This window comes from Bifidobacterium sp. C0047B3 (assembly GCF_056590535.1).
This window is the reverse complement of the sequence record NZ_JBWPWH010000003.1, coordinates 165,150-179,509: the sequence shown is the minus strand read 5'-3', so window position 1 is coordinate 179,509 and position 14,360 is coordinate 165,150. Positions and strand designations below refer to the sequence as shown.

The following is a 14,360-nucleotide window of genomic DNA, read 5'->3' as shown; positions in this document are numbered from 1 at the left end:
CGAGTTAGCTAAGTGAATCGGCGAGTCAGCATGCATTGTTTTATTCAATAGCTTTATGCCTTGTTTCTTTTAATATGCCTTTTTTAAAGTCAGACCAAGAACCAAAAAATTTTTCATCTGTCTTTGTTATGTGTTTATTTTCGTATTTGAGTTTTGTAAGTTCTACCATGCAAATGTAATCTGCTATTTGTGCTAGACGATACTGTGATTGTTTTGCGTATCTGTATATGGTCGCATTTTTTGACAAACTATATTCCATTGCTTTGTGTATTGCATTAACTATTGATTGCTGACCATTGTCATAGTATATTTTTATTTTTTCATATTGTTGCATATATTCCATGTTGTCGAATAAAAAATTAATTAAATCTTTGCGCATTGCTGCAGACAATTGACTTGTTGATTCGTATTTTCTGTTTGTGTATACAAAAGTATGGTAATGAATTTCAACGTGCCTGAAGAATATTCTAAATGATTGCAATAATTTTTTTCTTGTAGACATGTCTAAACATTTATAATTATCTTTTTTGTTCATAAGAGGTGAAGCATGAAAGGGTATATTAGGAAGTAGTCTTTGTTCGAGTGAGTTTTCGTAAAGTTTTATTGAATAATCTAAATTATTTGATTGGTCATGAAGTACGATAGCTAGTATGTAATAATAGTCCGATAGGTTATCGCTGCCTGATTCGTCTATGAATATGCTAAGTTCTCTCATGTTTTCCCCAACTTTTTGACTTATAACCCAACTACACTGATAAGTAAGTAAAATAAAAGCCGGGGAAAACGTCCCCGGCACTTGGAAGCCTTTACAAAAGACCTCTTACAATTGTATCACATATACGACACTATTAAATACTTATTTTCTTGCGGCTATTACTACGATTGTTTAAAAATAATATTTGAAATAATTGAATTTGAAAATATAAAGCATAAACTTGATGAAGTTGATATGTTATTGAAAAAGTTGTTGAGTTTTCTAATGATGAATCGTTTATTAAAAAATAAGTGATTAAATATTGTTAGCGAGCGAGTTGGAGAGTTAGCGAGTTAGCCAAGCGAATCGGCGAGTTAGGAAGTAGGTAAGGAGTGCGTATGTTTGATATGGGTTTTGGTGTGGGTGCTGGTTTTGGTACAGATGCAGGCGATATGGCTGGTGACGGCTTAGAAAGCATGTATCAAGAAGTAATTTTGGATGCTGCGCGAAATCCGCATGGCAAAACTCATTTCGAAAGCACGGATGCGCTCGCACAAGCGGAACTGCAGGAAGAATCTCAAGAATCTGCAAAAAATACAGAATCTGCAAAATCTCAAGAATCTGCCGAAAATACAAAATCTGCCGAAATTACCTTAAATAATGCTCACGAAAGTTGCGCTGTTACATCTGACGAAAACTCTGCTTTAGGTCAATCGCACCAATTCAATCCAACTTGCGGAGACGAAGTTACCATGCGCGTGGAGCTTTCGCGCAGCGCAAATAATGACGAAACACCAATAGTATCAAGTATTAAGTGGGATGGTCACGGCTGCTCGATTTCGCAAGCAAGCCTTTCAATGATGGTTGATTTGGTTGAAGGAAAGTCGGTTGACGAAGCCTTGCGATTAGACGCGCTTTTCCACAAACTTATGGAATCTCGCGGCGCAGGTTTTGAAAACGAAGAGGACGAAGATGCGCTGGAAGATGCAATGGTTTTGCAAGGCGTATCGCGCTACCCAATGCGAATTAAGTGCGCGCTTTTGGCGTGGGAAGGCTTAAAAGACAGCATTGCAAAGGCTATGAAAGAACTATAAAATCTTTATGTAACGTAAAAGCAAGGAATATTATGGCAGAAAATCAATCGGCATCTGAGGTGACGCATGAAACGCATCCTGCGAATTTAAGCGCGAATGACATTGGTCGAGTTACAGAAGATGATATTTTAGACGCTTTACACGATGTTGTGGATCCTGAGCTTGGCATTGACGTGGTTGATTTAGGCTTGGTTTACGGCATTGAAATTGACGAGCTTGGGCGCGCAATTATTACTATGACGCTTACCACTCCTGCATGTCCGTTAACTGAATTGATTGAGGATGAGTGTGCGAATGCGCTCGCAGGCTTGGTGGAAGAGTTTCGTATTGATTGGACGTGGAAGCCGCGTTGGAGCGTTGAAAACATTAATGAGGACGGTCGCGCGCAGCTTGAGGCGCTTGGCTACAATCTCAACAGTTTGCAAGCGAGTTTTGCTGCAGGAATGTACGGTTCTGGCGTAGTTGGCGATGCGTCGATGAGTGCTGGTATTCCGCCAACTGTGTGAGTATTTGGTTTGCGTGCTGTTTTGTTTTGCTGTTTCTGTTTTGCTGTTTTGTTTTGAGAGCAACGTATTGCACAAGTGGGAATTATGGGCGCTGAAATAAAGGCAGTTAGTGCAAGCGGTATCTGTGATATTCGCGAAATAAGTGATGTGCGCGAAAATAGTATTCGCGAGTATGCTTTGCGCGGAATAACTGACGTTGTTTTCGACTTGCAATTGCTTGTAGATTGGGATGCACGCCGCACTCTGGCTGCAGATTATCCGGATTTTATTGGTGAAGTGCTCTTTAGTTTCGAGCCGGAATGGGGTTTTGAGTTTCACGAGTCATTGTGCGAGGCTGGGTGGAGCTGCAAGCAGGCTTTGGATTCGTTTGATGAGCATCACGGGCCGGCAGTTACGTGGCTGTATCGCTTGTATTTTGAGCGTTTCGAGCGCGGTTTCGCCGGCGAGCGCGCGGATGCTTCGGCTGTGGCGCGCGAGTTGATTGCGAGCGGCGTGCGCGTGTGGGCGCTTGGTAACGCTTCTTGCGATTGGCTAAACTGTGCACGCAAAACTTGCCCAATACTCGGCGAGCTTAACGGCGTTTGTGCATCTTACGAATCGCATTTGCGCAAACCAAACGTAATGCTTTACCGCACGTTTTTGCAACAAACCGGTCTTTCCGCTGCTTCCGCGCTTTTTCTCGAAAGTGACTCTCGCGCAGCTTCTGCAGCGTCGCTGCTTTATTCTTAATCTGCGTCCTAATCGGCATTTTAATCTGCGCGCATTCTGCTGAATCTAAATTATCGCTATGAGTCTGTAGCTAACTTTTTACTTGTATTCGTGCGTTATTTATATAATAATAAAGCACAAAAGCAAGTTTTTTAATAAGCTTTTGTTATTCGTAAGATGGTTTTTAATAGGTTGGTATGTGATGGTAAAAGTAACAGCAAATCAAAAGATAACAAATATTAGTGCGATTAAAGGAATAGTTAAGAAAAATAACGGTATCATCACAGCAAAAGAAGTTTCTTCCGCAGGAATTGACTCTTGGTATCTAACTAGCATGGTCAAAAATAATGATTTGGAAAGAATTGCGCGCGGTGTGTATTTTGATAGCAATTCAAATAATTATGATGAACTTTATTTTTTCCAACTTCGCAATAAAGCTTGCATATATTCTTACCAAACTGCCTTGTATTTGCATAATCTTACAGATCGCATGCCGTTTATAAACGAAGTTACGGTATGTCAGGGTTATAACACATGGCGTATAAAAAATGATGTTGAAGTGCATCAAATTAGGAAAGAATGGTATAAAATTGGCGTTACAAGGGTGCGTACAATTATTGGTAATTATGTGATGTCTTGTGATATGGAGCGCACTATTTGCGATTTGGTTAGAAATCGTAGGCGTCAGGATTCAGAGATATTTGGTAAGGCTTTGCGTGCGTATGTGAGGAATCCTAATAAAAACGTACATAGATTGCGCGAATATGCCAAACAATTTGGTATTCTTCGGCAAGTTGACGATATTTTGGAGATTCTCGATGAATAACAGTAGTAATAAAAGTACTGCAATTAGAGATAGCGTTACGCAGCGTTTGCGTAACAAGTCGCAAGAACTTAGCTTAGATTACAACACTTTGTTAAGTAGATATTTCTTTGATGAGTTTTTGAAGTTGCTTGCAAAAAGTGAGTATAAAAATAATTTCGTCTTGAAAGGCGGAATGCTTCTGAGTTTTGTGCTTGGAATTGATAATAGATCAACCCAAGACATTGATTTTTTGATTAATGGTTTGAAAATGGAGGATTCTTATTTATTTAATGTTATTAAAAGTGTTACAACTTATGATGAAAACCATGATGGTATGTGGTTTGAAATCAACGACTCTACCGATTCTATTAGGCCTGAAGATGAATATGGTGGATATCGTTTTCATATAATCGGTCATTTAGATAAAATTAGGTTTCCTTTTTCGGTTGATATAGCTACTGGAGATCCAATGTATCCAGAAGTTAAAGTGGGAAAATATTCTACTGTTCTCGGAGACGATATAGATTTGCAAATGTATCCACTTGAATCAGTATTGGCTGAAAAATTGCAAACTATTCTCTCTAAGGCAGAAAGTAATACAAGAAGTAAAGACTTTTATGATATTTACGCAATTATGAACTCGCTGAATGCGTCTAATAACGGGAATTGTGGAGTTGCTATTGCGTATTTAACTGATTGTGAGTTTGTGAATCAAATTAATGAAAGTATTGATTTTAGTGTATTAAAAGTTGCCATGTCGCTTACTTGCAAACATAGGAATACGTATTTTTCAAAAGTAAAAGCACGTGAAATACTTGAATACATCTCATGTGATAGTGCTGTAATCGATAGATGGAATAGATATGCTAAGAAGCATCAGTACGCGAAAAGTGTAAATTTTGAGGATGTTATTTCCTCTATCTTAAAATTAATAAATCTTATGCTTGATTAGGTTTTAGCTTTGATTTTTGTAACTTGTAATTGTGCGTTATTTATGAAAATATAACGCACAAAAGCAAGTTTTTTATAAGCAAGATAGTTAGCAAGTGTTAAGTCATGCAATCGGAGACACTCGTGCAGTATGGAATCTGCACCAGTGTCTTAAAACTGCCGATTAGGGACACTAGCGCAGTATGGAATCTGCACGCGTGTCCGAAGAACGCAATTAAGAGGCTCTAGCGCAGAAATCGTACTGCACGCGTGTCTGAAAACAGACAGAATCAGCACTGCCTTCGTTATTAGAAACGAAGGCAGACCTCGCTTGCGTTGAAAGTCCACTGGACTTTCAACCCTAAGCAAGCTCGGCCGCTTCGAGCGAATCGTATCCATACATGTGCACAGTATTCGCAATAATCATTTGCGTAAGATTTATATTTTCCGCGCGCAAGTTATGTACAAAACGCTGGTATTTAGCGAAAGTTGCGTCAGAATACGTGCTTAATTCGCCTCGCAAATACGTTTCAAAAGACGTATTTTCTGCCGTATCTTCGCTAGTTTTAAGTACGCGCATCGCAAAACCCAAATTCGGGTAGCGCTCTCGAAAATCCGCAGCCCACTCAACTTGCGTTAAAATAATCTGCTCCTGCGCGCTTTTTCTAGGCTCAAAAATCGGCTTAATATAAGGCTTAATCGTGCGCTCAAAAATTTCCGGCGCAGTAGACTCCATCATTCGCGCATACTTCTCCGTAATCAAATTGCCGCCGTCGCTGTTCGCGCGCTCAAGATCCTGCTTATAAGACTCCTGCAAATCCAGCGGCCACGCCAAAAACTGACTCATGCGCATAATGCGAAAAGTTGGCCAGTTTCCTTGGCAATTCGCGCGTCCGCCTTCGTTTTCTGTAAGCTGGAACTGATCCCACTCGAGTTGGGTGATTTCTTCCGCAAGCTTTTGCGCTTTTGTATTTTCTGCTTTCGGATTTTGCGCTTTTTGATTTTGCACTTTCGTTGCTGATAAATCGCACATCATAAGCTCCTCAAACATGCTGCGCGCGAGTGAATATGCGCTTCAATGTACGGCCGCTGCCATTCCAAAAAAGTTTCGTCGCAATCGCTTAAGCCTTGATATTGCAACTCTCGCACAATATCCTCGCAAATGCTGTCAATTATTTGCGTAACTTGCTTTTGCGCAAGTCCAGCTCCTTTGCCGCCTTCGCCAAAACCGTCTCCGCCGGAACCGTCGCCACCAAAGCATGCAGCGGAAGAAAGTCGCATTACCGACTCAAGTTTGCTGCATACTTCCGGAAGCCTAGATGCCATGCGATTGCTGAGCTTGCGCAATGCTGCAAACTGCCACTTGTAGTAAGGCAAGTAGCCTGCGGTTACAGGATTGTTGAGCAGAAAAACGAGTGAAGCGGTCGCGCGCACGAATTCGTTTATAGAAAGCCACGCGGCGGAAGCGTCTTTTCGCGCGATCATGCGTGGGAAATTGTATTGGCCGGCTTGCGAAATCATGCCAAGTCTTCTGGAGATTAGTGAGATTCGCACGTCGTCCGGCATGAGTTTGAAGCTTTGGCGCGCTTTTGAGAACTCGCCAAGAGGATCCGCGAAAATTTTGCCATTCGTCGCTGCTGCAAGCGTTGACTCGCTTAATGATAGCCATAAGTGCGGCTCGTTTTGGCTTGGAGCAGTGGGGAAGCCGGTTAGATTTTCGAAAAATTCGCTTATGCGAAATACTCCGACGCGTTTGCTGATTTCGCATGATTTTGCGCGCGGCGTTTCTTTGCGGGATCCAAAACCGGCGTATCTCTGCGGAAGTGCGTCGTAAGCGTTTTGCAAATCCGCGCCGATTTCCGCGTAATCTTCGTCGGTAAGCCACAAGCAGAAGCCTGGTCCAAAATCGTGATCGCGCGAAATCTCGTCGTCAAAACCGTAACATTCCGAGCCGTGACCAACTAATCCGGCTGCAATGCGATTTTTGTATTTCGCGAATTTTGGCTGATCGAGTAGGGCTTTTCCGTAAGTTTGCCAATATGATTGCGCTAATTGCATGCCGGTTTTTATGTTATTGTTTGCTGGGTTATTGTTTGCTGCGTTTTGGGTTGTTGGGTGTTGGTTTTCTGTTTGTTGGCTTTCTGTTTGTTGGGTTGCTGATTCTTGAATTTCTATAGATTCTTCCGTAACTTTTTCTGCCAACTCGCGCGTCTGCTGCAAATTTTCCGCCGTAATTGCGTAAGATTCGCTATCTTTTCCGTAGCATCTCGCAATCAAATCAAGTGCCTTACTGTAACTTTCCTCTGCTTGAGTGTACTCGCCGCGCGCGCACTGCACTTGCGCAAAACCAGCCAAAGCAGAAGCGTAATGCGGCTGATTTTCGTTATTTCCTGCGATGTACATGCGAACGCTGATCGAAGCGTGTTCAAAAGCAGAGTCAAGAGTTGCGAATTTGCTGTTCGGGCTGGTGTTAGGATGCGAGCACTCCTGCGTACGCTCATTCGTACACTCCTTCGTATGCTCATGCGAGCCCTCTTTTGAGCACTCCTGCAACATCGCAAGCGCAAGATTCGTGTGCGTGGCTGCAATATCGATATCGCGCTCAGGATCAGTGCTCGTATTTTGCAAAATTTCAAGCGCCTGATTGAGCTCCTCAATTGCATCATGCGTGCGACCGGTTTCGCTGTAAAGCATCGAAAGATTGTTGTGAAGTGCAGCGAGCTTGCGATTTTTGGCGCCAAGAGTCGTTGCGGATTCGTTAAGAGCCTGAGTGTAAATTTTTTCGGCGCGATTGTAGTCGCCAGCCGCGCGGAGGCTGGTGGCAGCGTTAATTAGCGTGGTTGTGCCAGCTTCGGTGCCAGCTAGTTGCATTTTGTTTGCAAGATTTAGAGCGCGATTGATGATTGGCTGATTTTTTGCGTGTTCTCCGCGCGAACGGTAAAAGCCCATGAGTTCGTTGAGAATAGACAGTTGCAGGGGATTGGTTTGCGCGGTTTTGGTGGTTGACGCGGTTTCTTCTGTTGCTGCATTTTCTGCGGTTTCTTGTTGCGCTTTTGCATCTGCCGCGACTTCGGAATTTACCTGCGTTTCGGCAAGTTTTCGCAAAAGATACGTTTCAATCGCGTCTGCGCTTGCGTGATTCGCGAACATTTCGTCAAGCTCGTTATAAAATTGCGCAGCGTCCTCCATCAAAGCCCCCTTGCTATTGCGCTTGTTCACAATTAATCGACTTCAACTTTACAGCCATGTAAAGAAACTGCCGTTTTTACGCCAAATTGCGGCAGAAACTTTACGCGCGTGTAAAGAAAAGGTCGGTTACGCGCGAAAAAACGGCAGAAACTTTACGCACGTGTATAGGAAATGTCGGAATTGCGTGTGCGTGTGCGTTGAGGGGGCATAATGCCAAAAATCAAAAGTCGGGCTGGCGGGATTTGAACCCGCGGCCTCTTCGTCCCGAACGAAGCGCGCTACCAAACTGCGCTACAGCCCGATGCTGAAACTCGCGAAAGCATATGCGCATAAAAGTTCCAACAACGTCCGTAATGTTACAGGTTGGCTAATACAAATTATTTTAAAGCGTGTGCAAGCCGCGCAAAGTAAGTCTCGCGCAAGCATATTGCGTACAAGCTGCGGAATCCCTTCGTAAACATATTACAAATTATCGCTACAGCTTCTGTGTAAACATATTACAAATTAGCACTGCAAGCCGCGTACAAAACCTGTATTACCTACTGGCTACAATTAGCGTTTATGACTGACACCAATACTGCAATGTCTGCAGCGCAAAATGCCGCAGAATCTGCCGCTAAAAATGCAGCAGAAAACGAAGCAACAGATACCGTCAATGAAATTGACACTGTTGAACATGCCGAAATGTTACTCGCTCAAGACGAGGCAATCGCCAAGCGCGTAAACGAAGGCGCAAGCCTGGATGAAGCAATCGACCCAAGCAATAAAGAATTTGGTCCACAAGCTCATCCTGAGCAGGTACAGATGCGCGTTGCTAAGCGCGCAATGATGCTTAAGGAGGGCGTGCAGCCTTATCCTGTGCATCTTAACGTTACTGATACTATCGAGCAGGTTCGTAAGCAGTTCGATGGCAAGCTTGAAGCTGGCGAAGAAACCGATACCGAGGTTGGTATTGCAGGTCGCGTTCTTTTCTTGCGTAACGCTGGTGGCTTGTGCTTCGTTAAGCTTTCTGCCGGTGACGGTACTACGATTCAGGCGATGGTTTCTAAGAAGGAAATTGGCGAAGAATCCATTAAAAGCTTCAAGCAGATGGTGGATTTGGGAGATCACTTGTACGTGCGCGGTCGCGTGATTTCTTCCAAGACCGGCGAGCTTTCCGTATTCGCAACCGAGTGGGCGATTGCAGCTAAGGCTTTGCAGCCGCTTCCAGCTTTGCACAAGGAATTAAGCGACGACACTCGTACGCGTAAGCCTTATATTGGCATGATTGCAGACGAAAAGATTCGCGATATGGTTCGCAGGCGTTCTCACACTGTGGCTTCGCTTCGCCGCACTTTCGAAACCCACGACTTCTTGGAAGTCGAAACTCCAATGTTGCAAACGGTTCACGGTGGCGCTGCTGCTCGTCCGTTCACAACTCACATGAACGCTTTTGACATTGATCTTTATTTGCGTATTGCTCCGGAACTTTTCTTGAAGCGCTGCTTGGTTGGTGGCATCGACCGCGTGTTCGAAATCAACCGCGATTTTAGAAACGAAGGCGTGGACGCAACTCACGCTCCAGAGTTTACAATGCTTGAGGCTTACCAGGCTTACGGCACTTACGATACGATTGGCGATCTTACTAAGGAGCTGATTCAGAAGGCTGCTGTCGACGCTTTCGGTTCCACTAAAGTGACTTTGCTTAATGGCGAAGAGTACGATTTTGGCGGCGAGTGGAAGCAGATTACCATGTACGGCTCGCTTTCTGAGGCTTTGGGCGAGGAGATTACGCCGGAAACTTCCGTTGAGCATTTGGGTGCGATTGCGGACAAGCTTGGCGTTGAGCGCGACGAAGTTGAGAATCACGGCAAGTTGGTTGAGCACTTGTGGGAGCACTTCTACGAGGATAAGCTTTACGCGCCAACGTTTGTGCGCGACTTCCCAGTGGAGACCAGCCCTCTTGTTAAGGGTCACCGCACTAAGCCTGGAATGGTTGAAAAGTGGGATTTGTACGTGCGCGGCTTTGAGCTTGCAACCGGCTACTCCGAGCTTAACGATCCTGTTGTGCAGCGCGAGCGCTTTGTTGCTCAAGCTAAGGATGCTTTGGCTGGAGACGTTGAGGCAATGGATATTGACGAGGACTTCATTGAGGCTCTCGGCGTCGGTATGCCTCCTGCTGGCGGCATGGGAATGGGTATTGATCGCTTGCTGATCGCTCTTACGGGCGCAACTATTCGCGAGACGATTACGTTCCCACTCGTGAAGCCACTTCGCTAGTTGACTCAAAGTCAAAGTTAATATGTGTAGTCGTACGAAACGAATAGACTAGGTAATTATGACATACAAATTAGTATTGCTCCGACATGGTCAGAGCGCATGGAATAAGACCAATCAGTTCACTGGTTGGGTTGATGTACCGCTGACTGAGCAGGGTGTTGAGGAAGCTAAGCATGGTGGCGAGCTTCTTAAAGAGAAGAACGTTCTTCCAGACATCGTGTTCACTTCTTTGCTTCGTCGCGCTATCAACACCGCGAATTACGCGCTTGATGCAGCCGACCGCCTTTGGATTCCAGTTCGTCGCAGCTGGCGTTTGAACGAGCGTCACTATGGTGCTTTGCAAGGTAAGAACAAGTCTGAGATTCGTCAGGAATATGGCGATGAGAAGTTCATGATTTGGCGTCGTTCTTACGCAACTCCACCTCCTGAGATCGATCCAAACGATGAGTATTCTCAGACGAATGATCCTCGTTACGCAGGTGATCCAGTTCCAGAAACTGAAGCTTTGGCAAACGTTGTGACTCGCGTAACTCCTTACTGGGAGTCGGATATTATTCCAGAGCTTAAGTCCGGCAAGACTGTAATGATTGCTGCTCACGGCAACAGCTTGCGCGCAATCGTTAAGATGCTTGACAACTTGAGCGAGGAAGAGATTTCCAAGGTGAACATTCCAACCGCTATTCCTCTGCTTTACGAATTGGATGAAAACTTCAAGCCAATCAAGCCTCGCGGTGAGTATTTGGATCCAGAAGCTGCTGCTGCCGGCGCTGCCGCTGTGGCTGCTCAGGGTCAGAAGTGAGATTCTAATTCGCTGGCTTAGGTTTGCTTAAGTTAGCTTTTAACTGCTTAAGTTAGCTTTTAAAATAAAAGTAGGTTTGCAATTAATTTGCAGACCTACTTTTTTGTATAAATTATTTTACATTTTAGTTTCGTTGTCATTCAGTCGTGTGGATATTCGTGTGGTAGAGATTTGAGATTTTTCGCACTGAGCGCGGCGAACGTCAGAGCCGCAGGCTGCTGATTCGCCAAGCGAAGAAGAAAAATCGAAAAATCTCTGCGATAAAATGAGGTTATTAACGATTAAGCACGCAGAGTTTGGGGGATTTCTCTACGAGCGCTAAAAGAGGACTGAGAAGCTACATTCTTTAAAGAAAGGCGAACACACTGAACTCTTTTAGCAGCCAGAGCGCCCGAAGGACGGGGCGCGCGAGGAGAGAAATCCCCTAAAACTCGCGCCACATTAAACAATTTGTAATATAAGCTATAGTTATTTTTAAGAAACTACTTTCGCTACTTAATCCATGCGCTTTACGCTACAACCGTGTCTTTATCTGGCTCCGGCTTCTTGGACGGATCGAATCCGGAAACAATAAACACAATTTGCCTTGCAACAGCAACGCAATGATCCCCAATTCGCTCAATAAAGCGGCTAAGCAGAACGACATCAATCAACTGCCTGCGCGTACCCTTCCAATTTTCGCCTTCTACCAGCTCAAAAATCTTCTCGTGCAATTTGTCGAGCGCATCGTCGCCAGCAATAATAGTTTCCGCCATTTGCACATCGCGATTTGCAACCATAGTTGTTAAGCGGCCTGACAGTTCGCGCAAGAAATCAACCATTGCAACAATAGTTTCGCGTCCTTCTTGCGCAATAGCAGATTCAGGCCAGGTTCGTCTAGTAATTTGAGCGATATGACTTGTTAAATCTCCCATGCGTTCAAATGTTGCAGCTAATCGCATTGTAGCTACAACTTCGCGCAAGTCCGTTGCAACTGGGTTTTGGCGCGCAAGCAAAGTCAAGCATTGGTCAATAGTGCTTGCTTCTAAAGCGTCTAAGTCTGCGTCTTTATCGATAACAGTTTGAGCAGCTTCCAAATCCGCGTTCAAAAGCGCGCTTCCAGCATCGTTCATAGCTTTTGCTACAAGTTCTGCCATGCGTTCGAGGTTTGAAGCAATCGCCTTCATTTCTTCGTTGAAAATTACTCGCATGGTGCGTCCTTTCTCAGTGCTGTGAGTTTATTCGAACGCCTAGTTTGCACATCGCTATAAGTCAGGCATCCTATGCAATTATAGACGACGCTGGTAACGAAGCGACCGAAACTTTACAGCGGTGTAAAGAAACTGTCGTTTTTTCGCGCGCAAACGACCTTTTCTTTACACGAGCGTAAAGTTTCTGCCGCTTTTTCGCGCGTAAGCGACCGAAACTTTACAGCGGTGTAAAGTTTCTGTCGTTTTTTGGCGCGTAGCCGACCTTTACTTTACAGCCGTGTAAAGTTTATGCCGCTTTTTAGTTGCATAGTTACAAAAGCGCGCAAAATATGAGATTATAGGAGTATGCCTCAAGGTTCTTCTGCGGTTGTGATCGTTGTATTTGTTGCTTTCGGCGTGCTTGCGTTGTGCGTTGTGCTTTCGTTGTGTGTGTTGATGTCGGATTGGTTTTCTACAGTTTTGCGTCTTTTTAAGCGAGCGTTTAATTATATTCGCGGCGCAAAGTATGGCGCAAAGTATGGCGCAAAGTATGGCGAAACTGACGACATAACTGACGACATAACCGACGACATCAGCGACAACCCAAGCGACAACGCAAGTGATGACATCAGCGACGACGCGTCCCAAGTTTTGGCAATGCTCGACATGCCAACTGTTGTAATTGATGCCAACAATGACGTAATTCGCGCAAGTTCTGAAGCTTATTTGCTGGGTGTTGTTAGCGATGATTCTCTATGTCAGCCTCGCGTTCTTCAAGCTGTTAATTCCGTACGCGCTTCTGGCGGATTCGAGCGCTTCTCTTTGGTCACTTCGACCCCTGAGCGTTATGTGTCAATAACCGCAAATCCTCAAGAGTCAACCACTGTTTCGCGCCCTAATTGGCTTACTGTTACGGCTGGAAGCATTGGAGGCGGTATCGTAGTTGTAATTATTGAGGATACGAGTGCAGCTCACCGTTTTGCGCAAACTCGCGACGACTTTATTTCCAACGTTTCTGAGCAGTTAATGCGATCTACTCGCAACTTAACTCAGCTTACGAAAGTTTTGCAAAACGAACAGGTATCTGCGCAAAAAATTAAAGATATTGCGCAAATTGCCGGTAAATCTTCCAAGAAACTTGAGCACATGCTTGAAGATTTGTTGTGGCTGGTTCGCGCTCAAAATCCTATTGACTTAGATTCTGCGCAAGTATTTTCTTTGAATGATGTTTTGTCGTATGTGCAAAATCAAGTTGCTGCGTTTGCTAAGGATTGTTGCGTACATGTTGTGTCAAAAGTCGATTCGAGCTTATGCGTGCGCGGTGAAATTTCGCAAATTCAAGCTGCAGTGCGGAAATTAGTTGAGAATGCAATTACGTATTCTCCAAAAAATTCTACAGTTTCGCTATCTGCGTCGCTTTCAACAGATGGTCAATACGCTGTGATCCGTGTTGTAGATCGCGGAGTTGGCATTGATTTGCAAGATCAGTCGCGAATTTTTGAACGATTCTATCGTGCGAATAATCAAAATAGTCAAAGCCAGGATGGTGTTGGTTTAGGGCTTGCAATTGCTAAGCATGTGGCACTTACGCACCACGGAAATATTACGCTTTGGAGTATGCCGGGGCAGGGTACTACCGTAAGTTTTGCGCTACCGATTGCAAGTAAATAAGCAGCAGGTAAGTAAGTAGCAAGTAGCAAGTAGCAAGTAAATAATTCAGCAGGTAAGTAAGTAGTAAGTAGCAAATCAGCAAATCGGCAAATCAGCAAATCAGCAAATCAGCAATAAACTATTTTCCTAAGCGCCTGTAGTCCCATCGGTCAAAATGTTCCCAAATTAATAGCAGAACGCCAATAATTGTTCCCGATGCGCAAAACAACACAGGAAACCAAGTCGTAATATGCAATAACGCAACGATAAGCGCAATTATTGTTGCGACTAACCACGCGATCGTTCCTATAGAAAAAACCTTTCGCAAATCAACGCGCAGCGGTTTTGGTGCTGCTTTTCGTGCATCAGGATTAACTATAGGTGCAAATTTCATACTTCCAACCATACAACTTACCGAAGTCTAAGTGTGACAATGGCAGCTTAAGCGCGAAAATTAGCGGATTTAGGCTGTATGTGTTTCTTACATCCTAACCACGTTGTAACCTTTCACATAGAAGATTGAAAGAAAGTCAGTTGGGGGTGTAGCGTTTGTGCGC

At 44.3% G+C, this 14,360-nt stretch carries 13 protein-coding genes and 1 tRNA gene; 8 read left to right on the top strand and 6 right to left on the bottom strand.

The annotated features are described in order from the left end of the window. Window positions 1–40: 40 nt before the first annotated feature. Window positions 41–715, bottom strand: a complete 675-nt coding sequence (locus AC1EKT_RS04595; protein ID WP_481616088.1) for a DUF3800 domain-containing protein — start codon at window positions 713–715, stop codon at window positions 41–43. A gap of 377 nt (window positions 716–1,092) precedes the next feature. Between AC1EKT_RS04595 and sufU the strand changes: the two genes are divergently transcribed. From sufU to AC1EKT_RS04570, 5 genes are all read left to right on the top strand, one after another. Further along, window positions 1,093–1,788, top strand: coding sequence for a Fe-S cluster assembly sulfur transfer protein SufU (gene sufU, locus AC1EKT_RS04590; RefSeq protein WP_415689227.1), 696 nt, complete (start codon window positions 1,093–1,095; stop codon window positions 1,786–1,788). Window positions 1,789–1,820: 32 nt separating this feature from the next. Further along, a complete protein-coding gene (locus AC1EKT_RS04585; RefSeq protein ID WP_064340461.1) occupies window positions 1,821–2,294 on the top strand; it encodes a metal-sulfur cluster assembly factor in 474 nt (157 codons plus the stop codon). Between the two features lie 84 nt (window positions 2,295–2,378). Continuing rightward, window positions 2,379–3,023, top strand: coding sequence for an HAD family hydrolase (locus AC1EKT_RS04580; RefSeq protein ID WP_415689229.1), 645 nt, complete (start codon window positions 2,379–2,381; stop codon window positions 3,021–3,023). Between the two features lie 181 nt (window positions 3,024–3,204). Then, on the top strand, window positions 3,205–3,828 hold the full coding sequence (locus AC1EKT_RS04575; RefSeq protein ID WP_415687343.1) for a type IV toxin-antitoxin system AbiEi family antitoxin domain-containing protein: 624 nt from the start codon (window positions 3,205–3,207) through the stop codon (window positions 3,826–3,828). After that, window positions 3,821–4,759 (top strand): nucleotidyl transferase AbiEii/AbiGii toxin family protein, encoded by a 939-nt coding sequence (locus tag AC1EKT_RS04570; protein ID WP_415687345.1) that lies wholly within the window; start codon window positions 3,821–3,823, stop codon window positions 4,757–4,759. The genes AC1EKT_RS04575 and AC1EKT_RS04570 overlap by 8 nt, the downstream gene beginning before the upstream one ends. 339 nt (window positions 4,760–5,098) lie before the next feature. On the opposite strand, the gene AC1EKT_RS04565 is transcribed toward AC1EKT_RS04570, so the two are convergent. The 3 genes from AC1EKT_RS04565 to AC1EKT_RS04555 form a co-directional block, all read right to left on the bottom strand. Continuing rightward, window positions 5,099–5,773, bottom strand: coding sequence for a DUF4125 family protein (locus tag AC1EKT_RS04565; protein WP_415687347.1), 675 nt, complete (start codon window positions 5,771–5,773; stop codon window positions 5,099–5,101). Beyond that, window positions 5,770–7,926, bottom strand: a complete 2,157-nt coding sequence (locus AC1EKT_RS04560) for a DUF4037 domain-containing protein (protein ID WP_481616068.1) — start codon at window positions 7,924–7,926, stop codon at window positions 5,770–5,772. Before AC1EKT_RS04560 ends, AC1EKT_RS04565 begins: the two co-directional genes overlap by 4 nt. Window positions 7,927–8,153: 227 nt before the next feature. Next, window positions 8,154–8,227: transfer RNA gene (locus AC1EKT_RS04555), tRNA-Pro, on the bottom strand. A gap of 260 nt (window positions 8,228–8,487) precedes the next feature. On the opposite strand from AC1EKT_RS04555, the gene lysS reads away from it, so the two are divergent. Next, the gene (gene lysS, locus AC1EKT_RS04550) at window positions 8,488–10,185 is read left to right on the top strand and encodes a lysine--tRNA ligase (protein ID WP_481616067.1); all 1,698 of its coding nucleotides are present in this window, start codon (window positions 8,488–8,490) and stop codon (window positions 10,183–10,185) included. A gap of 58 nt (window positions 10,186–10,243) precedes the next feature. Further along, a complete protein-coding gene (locus tag AC1EKT_RS04545; protein WP_004112459.1) occupies window positions 10,244–10,984 on the top strand; it encodes a phosphoglyceromutase in 741 nt (246 codons plus the stop codon). Window positions 10,985–11,493: 509 nt separating this feature from the next. Here AC1EKT_RS04545 and phoU read toward each other — a convergent pair. Continuing rightward, window positions 11,494–12,174, bottom strand: a complete 681-nt coding sequence (gene phoU, locus AC1EKT_RS04540; protein WP_415683369.1) for a phosphate signaling complex protein PhoU — start codon at window positions 12,172–12,174, stop codon at window positions 11,494–11,496. Between the two features lie 345 nt (window positions 12,175–12,519). On the opposite strand from phoU, the gene AC1EKT_RS04535 reads away from it, so the two are divergent. Beyond that, window positions 12,520–13,824 carry a sensor histidine kinase gene (locus AC1EKT_RS04535; RefSeq protein ID WP_421790149.1) on the top strand — a complete coding sequence of 435 codons (1,305 nt, stop codon included), beginning with the start codon at window positions 12,520–12,522 and terminating at the stop codon, window positions 13,822–13,824. Between the two features lie 118 nt (window positions 13,825–13,942). Here the strand turns inward: AC1EKT_RS04535 and AC1EKT_RS04530 are convergent, their stop codons facing one another. Beyond that, window positions 13,943–14,209 (bottom strand): DUF2530 domain-containing protein, encoded by a 267-nt coding sequence (locus tag AC1EKT_RS04530; RefSeq protein WP_391496310.1) that lies wholly within the window; start codon window positions 14,207–14,209, stop codon window positions 13,943–13,945. Window positions 14,210–14,360 lie beyond the last annotated feature (151 nt).